The sequence below is a fragment of the Bradyrhizobium sp. Kon69 genome, from assembly GCF_055807515.1.
Genome location: NZ_JBVVOS010000008.1, coordinates 80,991 through 99,797, shown reverse-complemented (window position 1 = coordinate 99,797; position 18,807 = coordinate 80,991). Strand labels below are relative to the sequence as shown.

Genomic DNA, 18,807 nt, shown 5'->3' with positions numbered 1-18,807 from the left:
CTGTCACCGCAGAAACTAAAGAGGTGGGTTACGCTCCGCTAACCCACCCTACCGTTCCGAGCGCTGGCTACGCCCTCGCCGAGATCGCCGCGGCTTCCGCAGCGGCGCGTTGCATGCTGGTCGACATCTCGTTGGTCACCGTGCTTTGCTCTTCGATTGCCGCGGCCGTCGACGTCACATATTCGCTGACGTTGCTGATGGCCGTCTTGATCGAAGCCAGGGCAGTGACGACGTCTCCGGAGATGCCGTTGAGGCTGCCGATCTCCGCGCCGATCTTGTCAGTGGCCTGCTTGGCTTGGTTCGCGAGGCTCTTGACCTCCGAAGCCACCACCGCAAAGCCCCGACCGGCTTCGCCGGCGCGGGCGGATTCGATGGTGGCGTTAAGTGCCAGGAGGTTGATCTGCCCGGTGATGTTGTTGATGAGCTCGACGATCCCGCTCATCGCCAGCGCCGCTTCAGTGAGGCGCTGGGCCTGGGCATCAGCGGACGCGACCTGCTCCACCGCGCTCATCGCGGTCTCGCGCGATTTGGTCATGGCCTCGGAAATCTCCCGCACCGAGGCGTTCAGCTCCTCCGAACCCGCGGCGACCGATTCCATCATGCTGCGGACGCGCTCGTTGCCCATGCGGACCAGCACCTGCTTCGTGACGTCGGTCGCATATTTCACGACCTTGAACGGCTTGCCGTTGAGATCCATGATCGGGTTGTAGGAGGCCTGGATATAGACCTCCCTGCCGCCCTTGCCAATGCGCTTGTATTCGGCCGCCTGATACTGGCCGCGGTTGAGCGCGGCCCAGAACTCGCGATAGCCATTGCCATCGCGCTCCGAGGGCTCGACAAACATGCTGTGATGCTTGCCCTTGATCTCCGCCAGCGAATAGCCGAGGGCGCCGAGGAAATTGGAGTTAGCGGTGATGATCGTGCCGTCCATGTTGAACTCGATCACCGCCTGCGCCTTCTCGATCGCCGCAATCTGACCGGCGAGATCGGCACTCTTGAGCTTCTGTTCAGTGACATCGGTCGCGAACTTCACCACCTTGGTGGGCCTGCCCTTCTCGTCGAAAACGGGATTGTATGAGGCTTGGATCCAGACTTCCTTGGCGCCCTTGCCGATCCGCTTGTATTCGGCGGCCTGATATTCGCCGCGGTTGAGCGCAGTCCAGAACTCGCGATAGGCCGGGCTTTCGCGTTCGACAGACGGAACGAACATGCTGTGATGTTTGCCCTGGATCTCGTTCATCGTGTATCCGAGCGTACGCAGGAAATTCTCGTTGGCGGTGAGGACCGTGCCATCCATCGCGAACTCGATGACCGCCTGTGAGCGGTTCGCGGCCGCAACCTGTCCCCCGAAGTCGAGGTTCTGAAGGCGGATCGAAGCATCGGACCATTCCACGACAGTTCCGGCCCGGCTGCCGTCTTCGTTCTTCAGCGGTGTCGCGACGAGGTCGAATTTGTGGCCACCAACCTGGATCATCGCACGATGCACCGCGGTGAGGCTCGCTAGCATCTTGCTCTGATGCTGGGGATTCTTATGAAACACATCGATGTTGGTTCCAACGAGCGTCGCCACATTGAAGTGGGGCAGCTCTTTCTTGAGATCGGGCTCAGCCGCGCGCAGCAGGTCTGTCACCGCATCATTCATGTAGACGATGTTCAGGTCGTTGTCGGCCACCATCAGGTTGGCGCTCACAGCCTTGGCAGCCATCATAACCAATGCACCGCTATTCGACTTGCGCTTGAACATGGTGTCTCCAAATTGATCTGGTTGTGCTCGGTGCCATGGACCGATGGCCGAAAAAAAATGGCGTTGAATGCTAAACTGGACGCCAACGAGTCCAAGGATAGGACGCAAGCTGAAACAAACCGCTAACTAAGCTATCGATAAATGGCACGCGCGAGTGATTGAAGAACGCTCGAAAAAAACCTGCACCGGAGCGCCGACGCATCGGCAGATGAATGATCATTCAATGACTTAGCGGGGCAACGATGCCTGGCAAGGATGAAAGGTGCACTGCAGGCTGCAGTTGCCGCCACACGTCAGCCCACCACCGTAGTACTCCGGGTGACCTGCGGCTCGCCTTGAAAAGTCTGCGATGTTGTCAGGCAGCGTGGCCTCGAAGCTTCCGCCGGCCCATCCACCACAGCGTCAGATTCCAGGCCACGCAAGTGCCAAGCGCAACAGAGAGTCCCACGGCGGAGCCGAACCACACGACCGCCACGTGCAACACCGCGATCGCCATTCCGAATCCGAGCAGACCCCAGGCCGAATTGGCCAGCACCGCGGCGGTCGGCGGACCGCCGATGCGCGGATGCAGGATCACCATGATGCTGGAGAACACCACGGGATACAGCGCAATGATGCCGCTGATGCGGGGACCGACCCAGCTCGAGGTCGAGACGACGATCGCGACAAGCGTCGCGACCAGCGCAGCCCGCATCGGCACGTCATACCAGCGCCGCGTCACCAGCGGCATCTTCACGTGGCGATAGCCCGCGAGCAGCGGAATGCAGATGCCGAATGCGATCAGATTGGCGGCGAGCCCGGCGGTGAGCGGCCAGTCGAACTGCTTGATGATCGACGCGAACACGATCCAGACCGCGATCGCGCTTCCGCAACTCACTAGAAGGCTGCGCCGCTGTGCCAGCACCACATAGGTAACGCACATGAAGATCGTCGCTGCATTGACCGGCAAGCTCGACAGTGCGCCCTGCGCGATGAAGGCGGCATCGTGGTCGAGCGCGAGGAAGACGTAGGATGGTCCGGCCGAAACCGGCAAGGTCGCGACCAGCGCGCCGATCACCGGCCCTGAGCGCTCGGTGATGATCGACGCCGTCACGACGAACGCCGCCGCGACCATCATGCGCAGAACGAGGATGAGGATGAAGTGGAGTTCGGGGGACATTTTTTTCTTTTGTCGTCCTGGACAAGCGAACGGAGTGAGCGCCGATCCAGGACCCATAACCACGGGCTTCGCTGTGTTAGACGGTCGTAGTCGCCAGTATCGCAACACAATCGGCGTCGGGGTAATGGATCCTGGCTCCAGTGCGCAGTTGCGCACAAGGCCAGGACGACACCGATTGTTGGACTGCGGTCCGCGCCTTACATCCGCTGCATCGACACCGAGACCTTCGGGCCGTTCTTGATGGTCTGATAGACCACGCAATAGCGCTCGGTGAGCTTGAGCAGCAGGTCGAGCTTGTCTTGCGGCGCATCGGTGTCGACGTCGAAGCGCAGACGGATCTCGGCGAAGCCGACCGGCGTCTCCTTGTCGACGCCGAGCGTGCCGCGGAAATCGAGATCGCCCTCGGCGTAAACGTTGCCGGTCTTCAAGGGCACCTCGATCGCGGTCGCGACCGATTTCAGCGTGACGCCGGCGCAGGCGACCAGCGCCTCCAGCAGCATGTCGCCGGAGCAGAGCTCGAGGCCGGAGCCGCCGGTCGCGGGATGCAATCCGGCCATTGCGATGGCGCGGCCGGTCTCGACCTTGCAGGCGATGCCCTCGCTGTCGGTCGAGCCCTTGGCCTTCAACGTGATCATCGCGGTCTTGGGGTCGGTCTTGTAGCGCTCCTTGATCGGGGCCTGCATCTGGCGCAGTGCTGCGGCGTCCATTTTGTCTCTCCCGGTAAAATTGCTTCTCGATGTACCGGCTCGGAGAGAAATTGTCACCACCACATGGCCTGACCGGGACCCTGGGTTGCGTCACGGTCGGGCACGCCGCGGTCGAGCGAACGGTCGAGTGACGTCAGCACACTTCGCTTGAAATTCTCGAACAGCGGCGAATTGCGGTCGCGCGGCCGGCCGAGATTGATCTCGATCTGGTCGAACAGCCGGCCCGGCCGCGGCCGCATCACCAGCACGCGGTCGGCCAGCACCACGGCCTCGTCGACGTCATGCGTGACGAGGATGAGCGTCGGCCGCGTGTCGGCCCACAGATCGAGCAGATGATCCTGGAGGTCCCGGCGGGTGAAAGCGTCAAGCGCCGAGAACGGCTCGTCGAGCAAGAGCACCTCGGGCTGCGGCACCAGCGCGCGGGCGATCGCGACGCGCTGTGCCTGCCCGCCCGAGAGCTCGCGCGGCCAGGCCTGCGCCTTTTCGGCAAGCCCGACACGATCGAGCGCACGCGCCACCTTTCCACGCCGCTCGGTCGCGGGCTCATCGGCAAGCCCAAAGCCGATATTGTCGGCGACGCTGAGCCAGGGCAGCAACCGCGGCTCCTGGAAGATGATGCCGATCTTGGCATGCGGCGCGGCGATCGCCTCGTTGTCGAGCGTCACCGTGCCCGAGCTTGCGCGGTCGAGGCCGGCGATGGCGCGCAGCAGCGTGGACTTGCCGCAGCCCGAGCCGCCGATGATGGCGACGATCTCGCCTTGCCTGATCTCGGCGGAGAAGCGCGCCAGCGCCTGCACGCGGTTGGGATAGGTCTTGCTGACCCGGTCGAGCGCCAGCATCGCCTTATGCTCCCACCGTACGCCCGAAGGCGTCCTGCCAGCGCAGGAAGGGCGCAGCCGCGATCTCGATCAACCAATCCGTGAGCTTGCCAAGGATCGCGAAGATCACGATGGCGGCGAGGATCTGCGCGGGCTTGCCGAGCTGCTGGCCGTCGAGCAGGAGATAGCCGAGGCCTTCGGACGCGCCGATCAGCTCGGCCGCCACCACGAACATCCAGCCCAGACCAAGACCGACGCGCAAGGACACGACATAGGCCGGCAGCACCGCGGGCAGCAGGATCCGCCGGATCATGGCGGATCCGGAGAGACGGAAGGTGCGACCGACCTCGACGATCTTGCGATCGACGATGAGGATCGCGCCCATTACGCCGAGATAGACCGGGAAGAACACGCCGACCGCGATCAGCGCGATCTTCGAGGTCTCGAAGATGCCGAGCCAGAGGATGAACAGCGGCACCCAGGCCAGCGAAGGGATCGCGCGCAGCGCCTGCACGGTCGGATCGAGCAGCCGCCGCGCCAGCGACCAATAGCCGGATATGGCGCCGAGCAAGGTGCCCGCGACCACGCCGAACGCAAAGCCAAGACCGACGCGCCACAGTGTCGCGGCGATGTGACGGACCAACTCGCCGGAGCGGGCAAGATCAACGATGGTTGCGAACACGCGCGAGGGCGGCGGCACCAGCCGGCCGTTGGACCAGCCGCGCCAGACCAGGAACTCCCAACCGAGCGCGAGGGTCAGCGGCAACAGCAATCCCAGCGCCGGTCCCGCATAGCACGACAGCCGCGAGGGCGCGGCGCTCTCGGCCGGTTCCGAGGTTTGTTGCACGGCTGGCGCGTCGGAGATCATGGCCGGTAGGAAGCGCGTCTCGTCAGGGAATGCAACACTACTCTTGCCAAGCCTTCCGCTACCTGAGTAGCCCGGATGGAGCGAAGCGCAATCCGGGAATCGTGCCCCAGGAAGGACCGCCCCGGATTTCGCTGCGCTCCATCCGGGCTACAAGGCCAACCTTAATTCGTCGGCAGCGGCACCTGATCGTCGATCAGAGCATCGAGCGTTGCCTTCACATCGACCTTGGCGTCGACCACGCCGGCCTGTTGCAGGGCGAGGCCCGCGGCGAGGATCGATTCGCGCTGGGGCGCGCCGATGCGGCTGTGGGTCAGCTCGGTACGCTCCTTGAGCTGCTTGTCGACGACAGGCTCCGGCAGCTTGGTCACGGCGATGAAGGTCTTCTTGAGCTCATCGTAATTCGCCAGCGAATACTTTCGCGCTTCTTCGTAAACGGCAAGCACGCGGCGGGCGACATCCGGATAGTCTTTCAAAAACTGCTCGCGCACATTGAGGATGCCCCAGGTGTTGGCGTCGGCCTTGCGGTAGAACAGTTTCGCGCCGTCCTCGACCTCGGCCTGCGCCATCATCGGATCGAGCCCGGCCCACGCATCGACGTCGCCGCGGATCAGCGCGGTCTTGCCGTCGGCGTGCTGGAGCAGCACCGGCGTGATGTCCTTTTCGGTGAGACCTGCGCCAAGCAGCGCGCGCACCAGGAAGATGTGCGGATCGGTGCCGCGCGTCACCGCGACGCGCTTACCCTTGAGGTCGGCGACATCGGCGATCTTGGAATCCTTCGATGTCACCAACGCCGTCCATTCGGGCCGCGAATAGACGTAGATCGACTTGATCGGGTTGCCGTTGATACGCGCGACCAGCGCCGCCGAGCCCGCGGTCGAGCCGAAGTCGATCGAACCCGCATTGAGGAATTCGAGCGCCTTGTTGGAGCCGGCCGACTGCACCCAAATGACGGTGATGCCGTCCTTGGCGAACTCCTTTTCCAGGAGCCCCTTCTGCTTCAGGACCATCGACACCGGATTATAGGTCGCCCAGTCGATACGGATTTCCTTGAGCGGATCCGCCGCCCGCGCCGCGGGGGACACGGCAAGAGCGACCGCTCCCGCCAGCAGTATGCGTCGTGTAATCCTGGTCATGCCCAGCCTCCTCAAAACTTCATTGTTTTTCAAGGAGTTATATCTAGAAATCAACGAGAAAATCCATCCCTCGAAAGCGCGCCGGCTGAGAACAGCTTTGCCCAAAGCCGCACCTTTCCAGCATGGAACGACTATTGCGAGAGAATGGCGGGTGACAGCGCCGGCCGCCTCTTATATCCGGTGAGACATGGACAGCGTTGCGACTGAGAAGGCCGAGGTGGACGATCGCTTCGACACCGCGCGGATCACCGCCGCGGTCGATGCGCTTGCCGAGAAGCACCAGGGACGCGAGGACGCGTTCCGCACGGCCATGGCACAACTGCTCAAGGCCGAGCTGATTGCATCGCGCGCCGCGGCACAGACGATCCTGCTCAAGGACCGTCACGGCCGGCGTTGCGCCGAGCGGCTGTGCCACGTGCAGGACGAGATCATCCGCATCCTGTATTCGGCGGCAACGCGTCATCTCTATCGCTCGCCGATCCCGAGCGGCGCCGAGCGCATGGCGGTGGTGGCGACCGGCGGCTACGGCCGCGGCCTGATGGCTCCCGAGTCCGACATCGATCTGCTCTTCATCCTGCCCTACAAGCAGACCGCCTGGGGCGAGCAGGTCGCCGAGGCCATCCTCTATTGTCTTTGGGACATGGGGCTGAAGGTCGGTCACGCCACCCGCTCGGTCGACGAGTCGATCCGGCAGGCGCGCGGCGACATGACCATCCGCACCGCGATCCTGGAGACGCGCTTCCTTACCGGCGACCGGCCGCTTTATGACGAGCTGGTCGCCCGCTTCGACAAGGAGGTCGTGCAAGGCACCGCGTCCGAATTCGTCACCGCAAAGCTCGCCGAGCGTGAGGAGCGGCATCGCCGCGGCGGCCAATCGCGATATCTGGTCGAACCCAACGTCAAGGACGGCAAGGGTGCGCTCCGCGACCTGCACACGCTGTTCTGGATCGCGAAATACGTCTACCGCGTGAGCGACACCGACGAGCTGGTCGACCGCGGCGTGTTCGACGCGCAGGAATACCGCACCTTCCGCCGCTGCGCCGACTTCCTCTGGTCGGTGCGCTGCAATCTTCACTTTTACTCCGGTCGCCCTGAAGAGCGCCTCTCCTTCGACCTCCAGCGCGAGATCGCGGTCCGGCTCGGCTACACCTCGCATCCCGGCATGCAGGACGTCGAACGCTTCATGAAGCACTACTTCCTGGTCGCCAAGGAAGTCGGCAATCTCACCGCCATCCTCTGCGCCAAGCTCGAGGACCAGCAGGCCAAGCCCGCACCGGTGCTGAGCCGAATGATGGCGCGGCTGCGCCCCACCGCGGTGAAGCGGCGGGTGCCCGACAGCGACGACTTCATCGTCGACAACAACCGCATCAACGTCGCCGCGCCCGACGTGTTCAAGCACGATCCGGTCAATCTGATCCGCATCTTCCGCCTGGCGCAGAAGAACAATCTCGCCTTCCACCCGGACGCGATGCGTGACGTGACGCGCTCGCTCGGCCTGATCAACGCGCAGATGCGCGAGAATCCCGAGGCCAACCGGCTGTTCATGGAAATCCTGACGTCCGACAACGCGGAAATCGTGCTGCGGCGGATGAACGAGACCGGCGTGCTCGGCCATTTCATCCGCGCCTTCGGCAAGATCGTCTCGATGATGCAGTTCAACATGTATCATCACTACACCGTCGACGAGCATTTGATCCGCTGCGTCGGCTTCCTCCAGGACATCGAGCGCGGCGGCATCGAGGAATTCGCGGTGGCGAGCGACCTGATGCGCAAGATCCGGCCGGAGCATCGCTCCGTGATCTACATCGCGACGCTGCTGCACGACGTCGCCAAGGGCCGGCCCGAAGACCACTCGATCGCCGGCGCCAAGGTGGCGCGACGGCTTTGCCCGCGGCTCGGCTTCAGTCCCGCCGACACCGAGCTCGTGGCCTGGCTGATCGAGGAGCATCTGACGATGTCCACGGTCGCGCAGTCGCGCGATCTCTCCGACCGCAAGACCATCGAGAACTTCGCCGCGGTGGTGCAGTCGGTCGAGCAGATGAAGCTCTTGACGATCCTGACCACCGCCGACATCCGCGGCGTCGGTCCAGGCGTATGGAATGGCTGGAAGGCGCAGCTCTTGCGCTCCCTCTACTACGAGACCGAACCGGTGCTGACGGGCGGCTTCTCGGAGGTTGACCGCGGCAAGCGACTCACGGCCGCATATGCCGAATTCCGTAACGCCTTCGCGGAATGGCCGGCGGAAGAGCTCGACGCCTATATCGGCCGGCACTATCCGGCCTACTGGCTCAAGGTCGAGCTGCCGCGCAAGATCCGCCACGCGCGCTTCGTCCGTGCCAGCGAGCAGGCGGGCCACAAGCTGGCGATCAATGTCGGCTTCGACGAGGTGCGTGGCGTCACCGAGCTGACCATCTTCGCCGCCGACCATCCCTGGCTGCTGTCGATCATCGCGGGTGCCTGTGCCTCGGCCGGCGCCAACATCGTCGACGCCCAGATCTACACCACGACCGACGGTCGCGCGCTCGACACCATCTCGATCTCCAGGGAATACGACCGCGACGAGGACGAGGGACGGCGCGCGACGCGTATCGGCGAGATGATCGAGGACGTTCTAGAAGGCAAGCTGCGTCTGCCCGAAGTGGTGGCGCGGCGCACCGTGCGCGGCAAGGCGCGGCCGTTCGTGATCGAGCCGGAAGTGACCATCAACAACCAATGGTCCGACCGCTACACTGTGATCGAAATGTCCGGCCTCGACCGGCCCGGTCTGCTCTACGAGCTGACCACCGCGATCTCGAAGCTCAACCTCAACATCGCCTCAGCCCATGTCGCGACCTTCGGCGAGCGCGCCCGCGACGTGTTCTACGTCACCGATCTCCTGGGCGCACAGATCAGCGCGCCGACACGCCAGGCCGCGATCAAGAGCGCGCTGACCCACGTGATGGCCGGCGACAAGGCGGTTCAGCCGGCAGCGTGACTTTCTCTCGTCATTTCGGGCTGAATCATCGCGCCGACTTTTGTTCGGAGAATCGCAGCGCGTTCACCAGTGCCGACAGCGCGGCCGGTTGATGCTGACGACTGGGGTAATACATGAAGAAGCCGGGAATGGGCGGAGTCCAATCCTCCAGCACCCGAACAAGGCGGCGCTCCGCGACATATTCGGCGACCTGCTCTTCATAGGCTAATCCGATACCAACCCCGGCGAGCGCCGCCTGAATCACCAGGTGAGTATCGTCAATGATGAGCGGGCCGTTCACGTTGATCGTGACCGACTTTCGTCCCTGCTCAAATTCCCACCGATATGGACCGCCCGCAAGGCGCAGCGTAATGCACCGATGATCGTTGAGATCCTTTGGCTTGTTGGGAATGCTTCGTGAAGCGAAATAGCGTGGCGACCCCACGACCGCCAATTGCAGCTCCGGCGTGACGCGAACCGCGATCATGTCCTTTTGAATGTACTCGCCAAGCTGGATACCGGCATCGAACTCGCCTGCCACAAGGTCCACAGGGCCAGTGACGGTGACAACGTCCAGAACGATGTCCGGGTAGGCTTCGGCGAAAGCTCTCAACCGCGGCAACAATACCATCACGGCAGCGGATCGTGACATTACAATTCGAAGGCGACCTTCAGGCCGGCGCCGAACGCTTCGGGCCCTGTCGAGGGCGTGACGAATTTGCTCAAGTGCCGGAGACAAGTCTTCCAAAAGAGCTGCCCCCGCAGCGGTTGGCGCAACGCTCTTGGTTGTTCGAGCGAGCAGCTGCAGCTCAAGCCGTTGCTCAAGCCTCCGGATCGTGTGGCTCAAGGCAGACTGGGAGACACCCAGCTTTACCGCAGCGCGTGTAAAGCTTCGTTCACGGGCCACGATGGCAAACGTCGCCAGTTCGTTCATTTCGTTGGTCATCATTGATGAATATCGCTCATAAGGCTGCGCCATTCAAGACGTCTAGTTTCATAAGCCACGACGCCGTAGGCTTGCGCGACCAAGAAAGCGCCGTGCAGTGCTTTCCTGCATGTTGTGGCAGGTTGATGCTCGGCCCAGCTGGCCGGGCCGCATCAATGAAGCCGGTGTAACAGCTTTGAGGATGACAATGGATATGGACGTCCGCGCCTTGCGCTCCCTTGCGCAGACCTATTTCGATGCTGCCTATGAAATGGATGCCGAGAAATTTGCATCCATATTTCACCCCTTGAGTTCCGTGACGAAGGTCGCCGAGGACGGCAACGTGAACGTGGCGCCGATTGCGACCTGGCTGGCAGCGGTCCGCAACATGAAAGCTCCAAAGCAACAGGGCTTCGAGCGAGCTGATCAGATCCTGTCAACGGATGTTGAAGGAGAGCTCGCGCTTGTGAAGGTGAAATTGCGCATTCCGCCGCGTTGCTTCACGGACCTGTTGTCTTGCTTGAAGGTGAACGGGACCTGGAAGATCGTGCAGAAAGTGATGACGTCGAACGCCTGACGGATTCGGGCACAAGAGAGGAGAGCGGCCGAAGGTTCGCTTGACGATCCTCCGCCGGTCGCCGCCAATCGTTCAACGCGTTGTCGAACCGGCTTAGACCGCCACGCCTTCATGCCGCAGCAGCCAGCGCTTGCGCTCGAGGCCGCCGCCGTACTTCACCAGAGAACCATCGGCGCCGATCAGACGGTGGCACGGCAGCACCACGCTGATCGGGTTGGAGCCGTTGGCATGGCCGACGGCGCGAATGGCCTTGGGCATGTCTATCCTTGCGGCCAGCGCGCCATAGCTCATCGTGGTGCCGGCAGGGATCTTTGCCAACGCATTCCAGACCTTCTGCTGGAACGGCGTGCCGGCGATGCGCCAGGCAATGCCTGAGAGCTGGCCGAGATCGCCGTCGAAATAATCCGACAGCGCAGTCCGCATGGCTGCGGGCGCGGGCTGGTCACTCAGCTCCACCGCACCGTAATGCAGGCGCAAGAGCTCGCGCATGCGGTGCTCGTAATCGTCCCAGTCGAGCGCGCGCAAGGCGCCCGCAGCGTCGGTGATCAGCAGCGCAATCCCGATCGGCGTCGCCAGCCGATCGAGGCCGAAGCTTACAGGTGATTTGGTCGGTCGCGCGGGCATCGCGGCACCATGGCATTGAAACACGCCATCGCAATTGCCACGCCGGCCGTGCTAGCGTCCACCCGAAAGCTGACGCTGGGGGAGCTCAACTTGGTCTGGATCGCGAATATCCTGGTGGCGCTGGTCGCCGCCCTGCACGCTTACTTCCTGATCCTGGAGATGTTTCTCTGGGACAAGCCGCAGGGCTTGAAGGTTTTCCGCAACACGCCGGAGAAGGCAGCCACCACAAAGGTGCTGGCCGCCAACCAGGGGCTCTATAACGGCTTCCTGGCCGCAGGCCTGGTCTGGGGGCTGGTGCACGGCAATCCGGCCTTCGCGTTCCAGATCAAGGCGTTCTTCCTGCTCTGCGTGATCGTGGCCGGCGCTTATGGCGCGGCGACCGTCAGCACGCGCATCCTGATGGTGCAGGCGCTGCCGGCGGCGCTCGCATTGTTAGTCTTGTTCCTGACCTGAGACGCCATAGCGCGGCGCCGCGATCCTTGCGCGTCGCCTGCCGTTCCTCCACAATCTCCGACAGCGATGGCGACCGTTGGCAATCAACGGGACAAGACCGTCGGTCGGAAATTCCGTCAGGAGGAACAACCCCACATGAGCAATCGCAGAGCCTTCATCACTGCCACGGCGGCGCTCGCCTTCGCGTTCTCCGCCAACCAAGCTCTCGCCCAGAAGAAATACGACACCGGCGCGAGCGACACCGAGATCAAGATCGGCCAGACCGTGCCGTTCTCCGGCGCCTATTCCGTCTACGCCAATATCGGCAAGACCCAGGCCGCCTATTTCAAGATGATCAACGATCAGGGCGGCATCAACGGCCGCAAGATCAATCTGATCCAGTATGACGATGCCTATTCGCCGCCGAAGACGGTCGAGCAGGTGCGCAAGCTCGTCGAAGGCGACGAGGTGCTGTTCACCTTCCAGATCATCGGCACCGCCGCGAACGCCGCCGTGCAAAAATATCTCAACGGCAAGAAGATCCCGCAGCTGCTGGCCTCGACCGGCGCCGCGCGCTTCAACGATCCGCAGAACTATCCCTGGACCATTGCCTATAATCCCAACTACGTGTCCGAGGGACGCATCTACGCCAAGTACATCCTCAAGGAGCATCCCAACGCCAAGATCGGCGTGCTCTATCAGAACGACGACATGGGCCGCGACTATCTCGCCGGCCTCAAGAGCGGTCTCGGCGACAAGGCCGCCAGCATGATCGTCGGCGAAGTCTCCTACGAGGTCACCGATCCGACGGTGGACTCGCAGGTGGTCAAGCTGAAGTCGTTGGGCGCCGATCTTTTCTATGATGCCTCGACACCCAAGTTCGCGGCGCAGGCGATCAAGAAGGTCGCCGAGCTCGGCTGGACGCCGGTGCACATTCTCGACATCAACGCGAGCCCGATCTCGGCGACGCTGAAGCCGGCCGGCCTCGACATCTCCAAGGGCATCATCTCGACCCAATACGGCAAGGAGCCCGGCGATCCGCAGTGGAAGGACGATCCGGGCGTGAAAGCGTTCTTCGCCTTCATGGACAAGTATTTCCCCGAAGGCGACAAGCTCAACACCGTCAACACCTATGCTTATTCCGTCGCCGAATTGCTGACGCAGGTGCTGAAACAGTGCGGCGACGACCTGTCGCGTGAGAACGTGATGAAGCAGGTCGCCAGCATCAAGGACTTCACCCCTAGCTTCGCGCTGCCCGGCATCAAGATCAACACCGGGCCGAACGACTACCGCGTCAACAAGCAGATGCAGATGATGAAGTTCAACGGCGAACGCTGGGAGCTGTTCGGCCCGATCATGGAGGATGCGGGTCCAGCGGGTTAGTTACTGGGTAGGGTGGGTGAGCGCAGCGTAACCCACCTCCTTGACTTCCGCGGAAAAAGAAGCGGTGGGTTACGCCCAGCGGACTGCGCTTTGCGCAGCCGCAAGGCTAACCCACCCTGCGAATTGAGACGTTGCGTATCCTACGAACTGCGGGTGCACGCCCACCTTGCGTTGCAACAATGCCTCATCCACACTCGCCCTCAGCGGTGACGCCCCGTGCGCATGAGCGCACCCGATTGATCACCGGCAATAAACAATGAGGAAATGCGAATGAGGAATGGAATTCTGCATCTGGCCACTGCAACGGCGCTGACCCTGGCGCTGTCGGTCTCGGCGGCCAATGCCCAGAAGAAATATGATCCGGGCGCCAGCGATACCGAGATCAAGGTCGGCCAGACGATGCCGTTTTCCGGACCGGCGTCGGCCTATTCGTCGATCGGCAAGACCCAGGCCGCCTATTTCAAGATGATCAACGACCAGGGCGGCGTCAACGGCCGCAAGATCAATCTGATCCAGTATGACGACGCCTACTCGCCGCCGAAAGCCGTGGAGCAGATTCGCAAGCTCGTCGAGAGCGACGAGGTCCTGCTGACCTTCCAGATCATCGGCACGCCGGTGAACGCAGCCGTGCAGAAATATCTCAACTCGAAGAAGGTGCCGCAACTGTTCGCGGCGACCGGTGCCTCGAGGTTCACGGATCCGAAGAACTTTCCGTGGACGATGGGCTTCAACCCCAACTACTTCGTCGAAGGCCGCATCTACGGACAGTACATCCTGAAGGAGCATCCGAACGCCAAGATCGGCGTGCTCTATCAGAACGACGACCTCGGCAAGGACTATCTGAACGGCATCAAGGCCGGCCTCGGCGACAAGGCTGCCAAGATGATCGTGACTGAAGCTTCCTACGAAGTCTCCGATCCGACTGTCGACTCGCAGATCCTCAAGATCAAGGACGCCGGCGCCGATTTGTTCTTCAGCGCCACCACGCCGAAGCAGGCGGCCCAGGCGATCAAGAAAATCGCCGAGATGGGCTGGCATCCGGTGCAGATCGTCGACATCAACGCCACCTCGGTCGGCGCAGTGCTGAAGCCGGCCGGCCTCGACGCCGCCAAGGGCCTGATCAGCGTCAATTACGGCAAGGAACCGCTCGATCCGACCTGGAAGGACGATGCCGGCCTCAAGAGGTATTTCGACTTCATGGCCAAGTATTATCCGGATGGCGACAAGGATTCGAACTTCAACACTTACGGCTACAGCACGGCGCAGCTGCTGGTCCATGTGCTGAAGCAGTGCGGCGACGACCTGACGCGCGAAAATGTCATGAAGCAGGCCGCGTCGCTGAAGGACGTGACCAGCGACACCGCGCTGCCCGGCATCAAGGCCAACACCTCACCGACCGACTACCGGGTCAACAAGCAGCTTCAGATGATGAAGTTCAACGGCGAACGCTGGGAGCTGTTCGGCCCGATCATTGAAGATGCGAGTCCGGCGGGTTAGTTCTGCACGGTCATTCCGGGCTGGCGCGCGAGCGCCAGACCCGGAACGACGTGGCTCTACTCCGGTATCTCGCCAAAGTTCTTCCCCACCGGCAGCACCGCGTGCCGAATGAGCCGTGAATCCTCCACGGCGGCCTGCCTGTGCTTCACCGCGTCGCGATAGACGGGATCGCGGATCATCTCGACGAAGGCGGCGACGCTTGGGTATTCGGCGATGAAGCAATGGTCCCAGCGCTCGGTCTCCGGGCCGATCAGCATCAGCTCGAATTTGCCCTGCCAGACGATGCGGCCGCCGAGGCGTTCGAACACCGGGCCGCTCTCGCGGCCATAGGCCGCATAGGCTTCCGCGCCGCTCGCCTTGCGCCCATCCGGATAGGCCGCCTCCTTGCGCAAGCGCACCAAATTGAGCATGTGGATCGGGCCGGGACGGTCGTTGTCCCGGAACTGTGCGAAAATCTCCTTGGTTGGATCGATGTGGCCCATCTGCGTTCCCTCTTGTTTTATGCCGGCGATCCTAGCGCCGCCGACTGCCCAGCGGAACTGCGGCCAGCGAATGCCGCACCTCCTAATCGCGCGTTAAGCTCTGGGTAACCGGGCCTTAAACAGCGACCGCTAGCGTGCGGCGGGGCGGGCTGACCGGGCGTTTGCGTATGGGGTTGGGAAAGAAAAAGGGTGGGCGCAAGGAGCCGCTGTTCGGCTTGCCTGCAGCACTCGCCGATCTGCGCCTGACCGCAGCCGACCGCATTCCCGGCGGCGATGAAAAGCCGAAGAAATCAACGAAATCATCTGCCAAGCGCAAGAGCGAGGATGCCGGCGACGCGCAGCCGCGCGAGCGGAAGGCGCCGGCTGGCCGCGGCAGTGCCAAGCGCCGATCCAAGTCGCGCATCGGCGCGAGCCTTGGCCGCCTGGTCTATTGGGGCGCGGTGCTGGGCTTGTGGGGCGCGATCGCCGTGATCGGCGTCGTGATCTATGTCGGCGCTCATCTGCCGCCGATCCAGTCGCTGGAAATCCCCAAGCGGCCGCCGACGATCCAGATCGTCGGCATCGACGGCAGCATGCTGGCGCAACGCGGCGAGATGGCCGGCGCCAACGTCTCGCTGAAGGATCTGCCGCAATATCTGCCCAAGGCGTTCATCGCCATCGAGGATCGCCGCTTCTATTCGCATTTCGGCATCGATCCCGTCGGCATCCTGCGCGCGCTCGTCACCAATTTGCTCCATCGCGGCGTGTCGCAGGGCGGCTCGACGCTGACGCAGCAATTGGCGAAAAACTTGTTCCTGACCCAGGAGCGCACCATGGCGCGCAAGCTGCAGGAAGCGGAGCTCGCAATCTGGCTGGAGCGCAAGCATTCCAAGAACGAGATTTTGGAGCTCTATCTCAACCGCGTCTATTTCGGCTCGGGCGCCTATGGCGTCGAGGCCGCCGCGCAGCGCTATTTCGGCAAGTCGGCCAAGAACGTCACCGTCGCGGAGGCCGCGATGCTGGCCGGCCTCGTCAAATCGCCTTCGCGGCTCGCGCCGAACCGCAACCCCGAGGGCGCCGAAGCGCGCGCGAAAATCGTGCTCACGGCGATGGCGGATGCCAAATTCATCACCGAGGCGCAGGCGCAGGCCTCGATCGGCCAACCCTCCTACAATGTGAAGCCGGTCGGCGCCGGCACGGTCAATTACGTCGCCGACTGGATCGGCGAAGTGCTGGACGATCTGGTCGGCCAGATCGACGAGAGCATCAAGGTCGAGACCACGATCGATCCGAAGCTCCAGAGCGTCGCGGAAGCCGCCATCATCGACGAGCTCGCGGCCAAGAGCGTGAAATTCAATGTCAGCCAGGGCGCGCTGGTTGCGATGACGCCTGACGGCGCGGTGCGCGCCATGGTCGGCGGCCGGAACTATTCCGAGAGCCAGTACAACCGCGCGGTCACCGCCAGGCGCCAGCCGGGCTCCTCGTTCAAGCCGTTCGTGTACCTCACCGCGCTCGAGCAGGGGCTGACGCCCGACACCCTCCGGCAGGACGCGCCGATCGAGGTCAAGGGCTGGAGACCCGAGAACTACACGCACGAATATTTCGGCGCGGTGACCCTGACCCAGGCGCTCGCGATGTCGCTCAACACGGTCGCCATCCGCCTCGGCCTCGAGGTCGGGCCGAAGAACGTGGTGCGCACCGCGCACCGGCTCGGCATCTCCTCGAAGCTCGAGCCGAACGCCTCGATCGCGCTCGGCACCTCCGAAGTCTCGATGGTCGAGCTGGTCGGCGCCTATGCACCCTTCGCCAATGGCGGCTTCACCGCGACGCCGCATGTCGTCACGCGGATCAGGACGCTCGGTGGCAAGCTGCTCTACATGCGCCAGGCGGACGAGCACAACCAGGTGGTCGACCCGCGCTATGTCGGCATGATGAACGCGATGATGCGGGAAACGCTGATCAGCGGCACCGCCAAGAAGGCGGAGATCCCGGGCTGGCCGGCGGCCGGCAAGACTGGCACCAGCCAAGACTATCGCGACGCCTGGTTCATCGGCTACACCGCCAACCTCGTCACCGGCGTTTGGCTCGGCAATGACGACAACTCGCCGACCAAGAAGGCGACCGGCGGCGGCTTGCCGGTCGAAGTCTGGTCGCGCTTCATGAAGACGGCGCATGAGGGCGTGCCGGTGGCAGCCTTGCCGAGCTCTCCAGGTGGCTGGGGCCTGTCGAACCTGGCGCAGGCGACGTCGCAGGTGTCGCCGCCAACAGCGGCAGCGCCCGCACCGGCACCGGCCAGCAACGGCGGCTATCGCCCGCCCCCCACGCGTGCCAATGCGCGACCGGAAGCAGCCGCAGGGCTCGATGGCTGGCTGATGGACCGGCTGTTCGGCGGAAATCGCTAGGTTCTGCGTGGGTCCTTGTGGCCTCAAAACAAAATCGCGAAAACAACCCCATGCACAGTAGCCAGTGATAGCGGAATCAACGGCTTACGCGAGTCGCAAGACGGCTGATTCTGGCAGCAAGGCCATTTGACACGTCGGGCAAAACAGAACCGTTCCGCCATCATCCCGAACGCGGCCGCTATCTCGGCTATCCCTGTTCGCCACCGGTCTCGTCTTCGGCAAGTCCTGCCTACCATGGCAAAATCGACCGATCCTCGCAGCTCCCGGAACGCAAAAAAACCAGTCTCTTCAAGCTCGGGGCCGCGGCCCGGGATTTGCTCTCATAGGTTGAGCAAGTATCGGAGAGCGTTCCATGATGTCAGGTGTATCCAGCGCGGCGTTGCCTCATCTGCGGCCCGCATCAACGTCCGCTTCGAATAGGGCATCGAGTCTTCAGCCGGCGGTGCCGGATGCAACTGATGCTGCGACCGACCGCTTTCGGATCGACGTCTCGCAGGTCAAGCCTCTGACAGGCGCCAAGTCGATATCGGCGGCCGACAATCCTCACCTGCGCGACCTCATGGCAACGAACTGGCTGATGACCCATGATACGAGCGCGACTCAATCGGTCCTCTCGGACGATGCACCGGAGAATGCCTATGCTCAGGTGAAGGTCGACGGCAAGGTGGTCGCCACCCTCTACAATGGCGGGTCCTCAACGATGACCAACGAGGCGGCTGCAAAGATCGGCAAGCTGGACGATCCACCCGATCTTAATGGACCGGATCTGGCGCAGTGGCGGGCCGACAGATACGCCGAGCGGCTCGGAGGCACCGTTGAAACAGCTTCCACCGCGATCACGCAATCGCAATGGACCCCGCGTGAAAGCGGCTCCGCAACCTATAGCCGCGATCAACTCGACGCGGCCTTCCAGGCGATGCTGGCCGAGGGCCAGAAGGCGGCCACGCAATTGCAGTCATCCTATCTCGCCTCGCGCACGCAGCCGGGGACAAGCGCGGATGTCAGCGCCTGAGCAGAGGGATGAATTGAGTTCGCGCGGACGTCGCCGCATTCTCAACTGTCATTCCCGCGAACGCGGGAATTTAGTACGCCGCGGCCTCTCGGTTCAATAACAACCGCCTCGG

At 63.0% G+C, this 18,807-nt stretch carries 16 protein-coding genes; 7 read left to right on the top strand and 9 right to left on the bottom strand.

Annotation, left to right across the window (positions count from 1 at the left end; translation table 11 throughout):
• Positions 1 to 67 precede the first annotated feature (67 nt).
• The 6 genes from AC0L3U_RS12985 to AC0L3U_RS12960 all read right to left on the bottom strand — a co-directional run bounded on the left by AC0L3U_RS12985 (position 68) and on the right by AC0L3U_RS12960 (position 6,429).
• The gene (locus AC0L3U_RS12985) at positions 68 to 1,744 is read right to left on the bottom strand and encodes a methyl-accepting chemotaxis protein (RefSeq protein ID WP_473362014.1); all 1,677 of its coding nucleotides are present in this window, start codon (positions 1,742 to 1,744) and stop codon (positions 68 to 70) included.
• Positions 1,745 to 2,099: 355 nt separating this feature from the next.
• Positions 2,100 to 2,903 carry a hypothetical protein gene (locus AC0L3U_RS12980; RefSeq protein ID WP_473362013.1) on the bottom strand — a complete coding sequence of 268 codons (804 nt, stop codon included), beginning with the start codon at positions 2,901 to 2,903 and terminating at the stop codon, positions 2,100 to 2,102.
• A gap of 197 nt (positions 2,904 to 3,100) precedes the next feature.
• Positions 3,101 to 3,610, bottom strand: a complete 510-nt coding sequence (locus AC0L3U_RS12975; protein ID WP_027566043.1) for an OsmC family protein — start codon at positions 3,608 to 3,610, stop codon at positions 3,101 to 3,103.
• A gap of 53 nt (positions 3,611 to 3,663) precedes the next feature.
• Positions 3,664 to 4,449 carry an ABC transporter ATP-binding protein gene (locus AC0L3U_RS12970; RefSeq protein ID WP_473362012.1) on the bottom strand — a complete coding sequence of 262 codons (786 nt, stop codon included), beginning with the start codon at positions 4,447 to 4,449 and terminating at the stop codon, positions 3,664 to 3,666.
• 4 nt (positions 4,450 to 4,453) lie between these two features.
• Positions 4,454 to 5,296 carry an ABC transporter permease gene (locus AC0L3U_RS12965; protein WP_473362011.1) on the bottom strand — a complete coding sequence of 281 codons (843 nt, stop codon included), beginning with the start codon at positions 5,294 to 5,296 and terminating at the stop codon, positions 4,454 to 4,456.
• A 161-nt stretch (positions 5,297 to 5,457) separates the two neighbouring features.
• Positions 5,458 to 6,429, bottom strand: a complete 972-nt coding sequence (locus AC0L3U_RS12960) for an aliphatic sulfonate ABC transporter substrate-binding protein (protein ID WP_473288391.1) — start codon at positions 6,427 to 6,429, stop codon at positions 5,458 to 5,460.
• A 187-nt stretch (positions 6,430 to 6,616) separates the two neighbouring features.
• Here AC0L3U_RS12960 and AC0L3U_RS12955 point away from each other — a divergent pair, with 187 nt between their 5' ends.
• On the top strand, positions 6,617 to 9,403 hold the full coding sequence (locus tag AC0L3U_RS12955; protein WP_473362010.1) for a [protein-PII] uridylyltransferase: 2,787 nt from the start codon (positions 6,617 to 6,619) through the stop codon (positions 9,401 to 9,403).
• Positions 9,404 to 9,428: 25 nt separating this feature from the next.
• Here the strand turns inward: AC0L3U_RS12955 and AC0L3U_RS12950 are convergent, their stop codons facing one another.
• On the bottom strand, positions 9,429 to 10,331 hold the full coding sequence (locus AC0L3U_RS12950) for a LysR substrate-binding domain-containing protein (RefSeq protein ID WP_473288390.1): 903 nt from the start codon (positions 10,329 to 10,331) through the stop codon (positions 9,429 to 9,431).
• Between the two features lie 184 nt (positions 10,332 to 10,515).
• Here AC0L3U_RS12950 and AC0L3U_RS12945 point away from each other — a divergent pair, with 184 nt between their 5' ends.
• Complete coding sequence (locus AC0L3U_RS12945) at positions 10,516 to 10,884, top strand: nuclear transport factor 2 family protein (protein WP_473288389.1); 369 nt, start codon at positions 10,516 to 10,518, stop codon at positions 10,882 to 10,884.
• Positions 10,885 to 10,977: 93 nt separating this feature from the next.
• Here the strand turns inward: AC0L3U_RS12945 and AC0L3U_RS12940 are convergent, their stop codons facing one another.
• Positions 10,978 to 11,508: a methylated-DNA--[protein]-cysteine S-methyltransferase gene (locus AC0L3U_RS12940; protein WP_473288387.1), complete on the bottom strand. Its 531-nt coding sequence runs from the start codon at positions 11,506 to 11,508 to the stop codon at positions 10,978 to 10,980.
• A gap of 9 nt (positions 11,509 to 11,517) precedes the next feature.
• Between AC0L3U_RS12940 and AC0L3U_RS12935 the strand changes: the two genes are divergently transcribed.
• The 3 genes from AC0L3U_RS12935 (at position 11,518) to AC0L3U_RS12925 (ending at position 14,820) form a co-directional block, all read left to right on the top strand.
• Positions 11,518 to 11,961, top strand: a complete 444-nt coding sequence (locus tag AC0L3U_RS12935) for a DUF1304 domain-containing protein (protein ID WP_473288385.1) — start codon at positions 11,518 to 11,520, stop codon at positions 11,959 to 11,961.
• 135 nt (positions 11,962 to 12,096) lie between these two features.
• On the top strand, positions 12,097 to 13,323 hold the full coding sequence (locus AC0L3U_RS12930; RefSeq protein ID WP_473345771.1) for an ABC transporter substrate-binding protein: 1,227 nt from the start codon (positions 12,097 to 12,099) through the stop codon (positions 13,321 to 13,323).
• Positions 13,324 to 13,593: 270 nt separating this feature from the next.
• Complete coding sequence (locus AC0L3U_RS12925; protein ID WP_007615994.1) at positions 13,594 to 14,820, top strand: ABC transporter substrate-binding protein; 1,227 nt, start codon at positions 13,594 to 13,596, stop codon at positions 14,818 to 14,820.
• Positions 14,821 to 14,876: 56 nt separating this feature from the next.
• On the opposite strand, the gene AC0L3U_RS12920 is transcribed toward AC0L3U_RS12925, so the two are convergent.
• Positions 14,877 to 15,302, bottom strand: coding sequence for a DUF1330 domain-containing protein (locus AC0L3U_RS12920; protein WP_473362009.1), 426 nt, complete (start codon positions 15,300 to 15,302; stop codon positions 14,877 to 14,879).
• Between the two features lie 167 nt (positions 15,303 to 15,469).
• On the opposite strand from AC0L3U_RS12920, the gene AC0L3U_RS12915 reads away from it, so the two are divergent.
• Both AC0L3U_RS12915 and AC0L3U_RS12910 read left to right on the top strand, forming a co-directional pair.
• Positions 15,470 to 17,683, top strand: a complete 2,214-nt coding sequence (locus AC0L3U_RS12915) for a transglycosylase domain-containing protein (RefSeq protein WP_473362008.1) — start codon at positions 15,470 to 15,472, stop codon at positions 17,681 to 17,683.
• Positions 17,684 to 18,035: 352 nt separating this feature from the next.
• Positions 18,036 to 18,695, top strand: a complete 660-nt coding sequence (locus AC0L3U_RS12910; protein ID WP_473362007.1) for a hypothetical protein — start codon at positions 18,036 to 18,038, stop codon at positions 18,693 to 18,695.
• Positions 18,696 to 18,807: the final 112 nt, after the last annotated feature.

Bases quoted from the DNA above. Each gene is read 5' to 3' on its own strand.
- AC0L3U_RS12985 (WP_473362014.1), bottom strand. From the start codon at position 1,744: ATGTTCAAGCGCAAGTCGAATAGCGGTGCATTGGTTATGATGGCTGCC.
- AC0L3U_RS12980 (WP_473362013.1), bottom strand. From the start codon at position 2,903: ATGTCCCCCGAACTCCACTTCATCCTCATCCTCGTTCTGCGCATGATG.
- AC0L3U_RS12975 (WP_027566043.1), bottom strand. From the start codon at position 3,610: ATGGACGCCGCAGCACTGCGCCAGATGCAGGCCCCGATCAAGGAGCGC.
- AC0L3U_RS12970 (WP_473362012.1), bottom strand. From the start codon at position 4,449: ATGCTGGCGCTCGACCGGGTCAGCAAGACCTATCCCAACCGCGTGCAG.
- AC0L3U_RS12965 (WP_473362011.1), bottom strand. From the start codon at position 5,296: ATGATCTCCGACGCGCCAGCCGTGCAACAAACCTCGGAACCGGCCGAG.
- AC0L3U_RS12960 (WP_473288391.1), bottom strand. From the start codon at position 6,429: ATGACCAGGATTACACGACGCATACTGCTGGCGGGAGCGGTCGCTCTT.
- AC0L3U_RS12955 (WP_473362010.1), top strand. From the start codon at position 6,617: ATGGACAGCGTTGCGACTGAGAAGGCCGAGGTGGACGATCGCTTCGAC.
- AC0L3U_RS12950 (WP_473288390.1), bottom strand. From the start codon at position 10,331: ATGATGACCAACGAAATGAACGAACTGGCGACGTTTGCCATCGTGGCC.
- AC0L3U_RS12945 (WP_473288389.1), top strand. From the start codon at position 10,516: ATGGATATGGACGTCCGCGCCTTGCGCTCCCTTGCGCAGACCTATTTC.
- AC0L3U_RS12940 (WP_473288387.1), bottom strand. From the start codon at position 11,508: ATGCCCGCGCGACCGACCAAATCACCTGTAAGCTTCGGCCTCGATCGG.
- AC0L3U_RS12935 (WP_473288385.1), top strand. From the start codon at position 11,518: ATGGCATTGAAACACGCCATCGCAATTGCCACGCCGGCCGTGCTAGCG.
- AC0L3U_RS12930 (WP_473345771.1), top strand. From the start codon at position 12,097: ATGAGCAATCGCAGAGCCTTCATCACTGCCACGGCGGCGCTCGCCTTC.
- AC0L3U_RS12925 (WP_007615994.1), top strand. From the start codon at position 13,594: ATGAGGAATGGAATTCTGCATCTGGCCACTGCAACGGCGCTGACCCTG.
- AC0L3U_RS12920 (WP_473362009.1), bottom strand. From the start codon at position 15,302: ATGGGCCACATCGATCCAACCAAGGAGATTTTCGCACAGTTCCGGGAC.
- AC0L3U_RS12915 (WP_473362008.1), top strand. From the start codon at position 15,470: ATGGGGTTGGGAAAGAAAAAGGGTGGGCGCAAGGAGCCGCTGTTCGGC.
- AC0L3U_RS12910 (WP_473362007.1), top strand. From the start codon at position 18,036: ATGATGTCAGGTGTATCCAGCGCGGCGTTGCCTCATCTGCGGCCCGCA.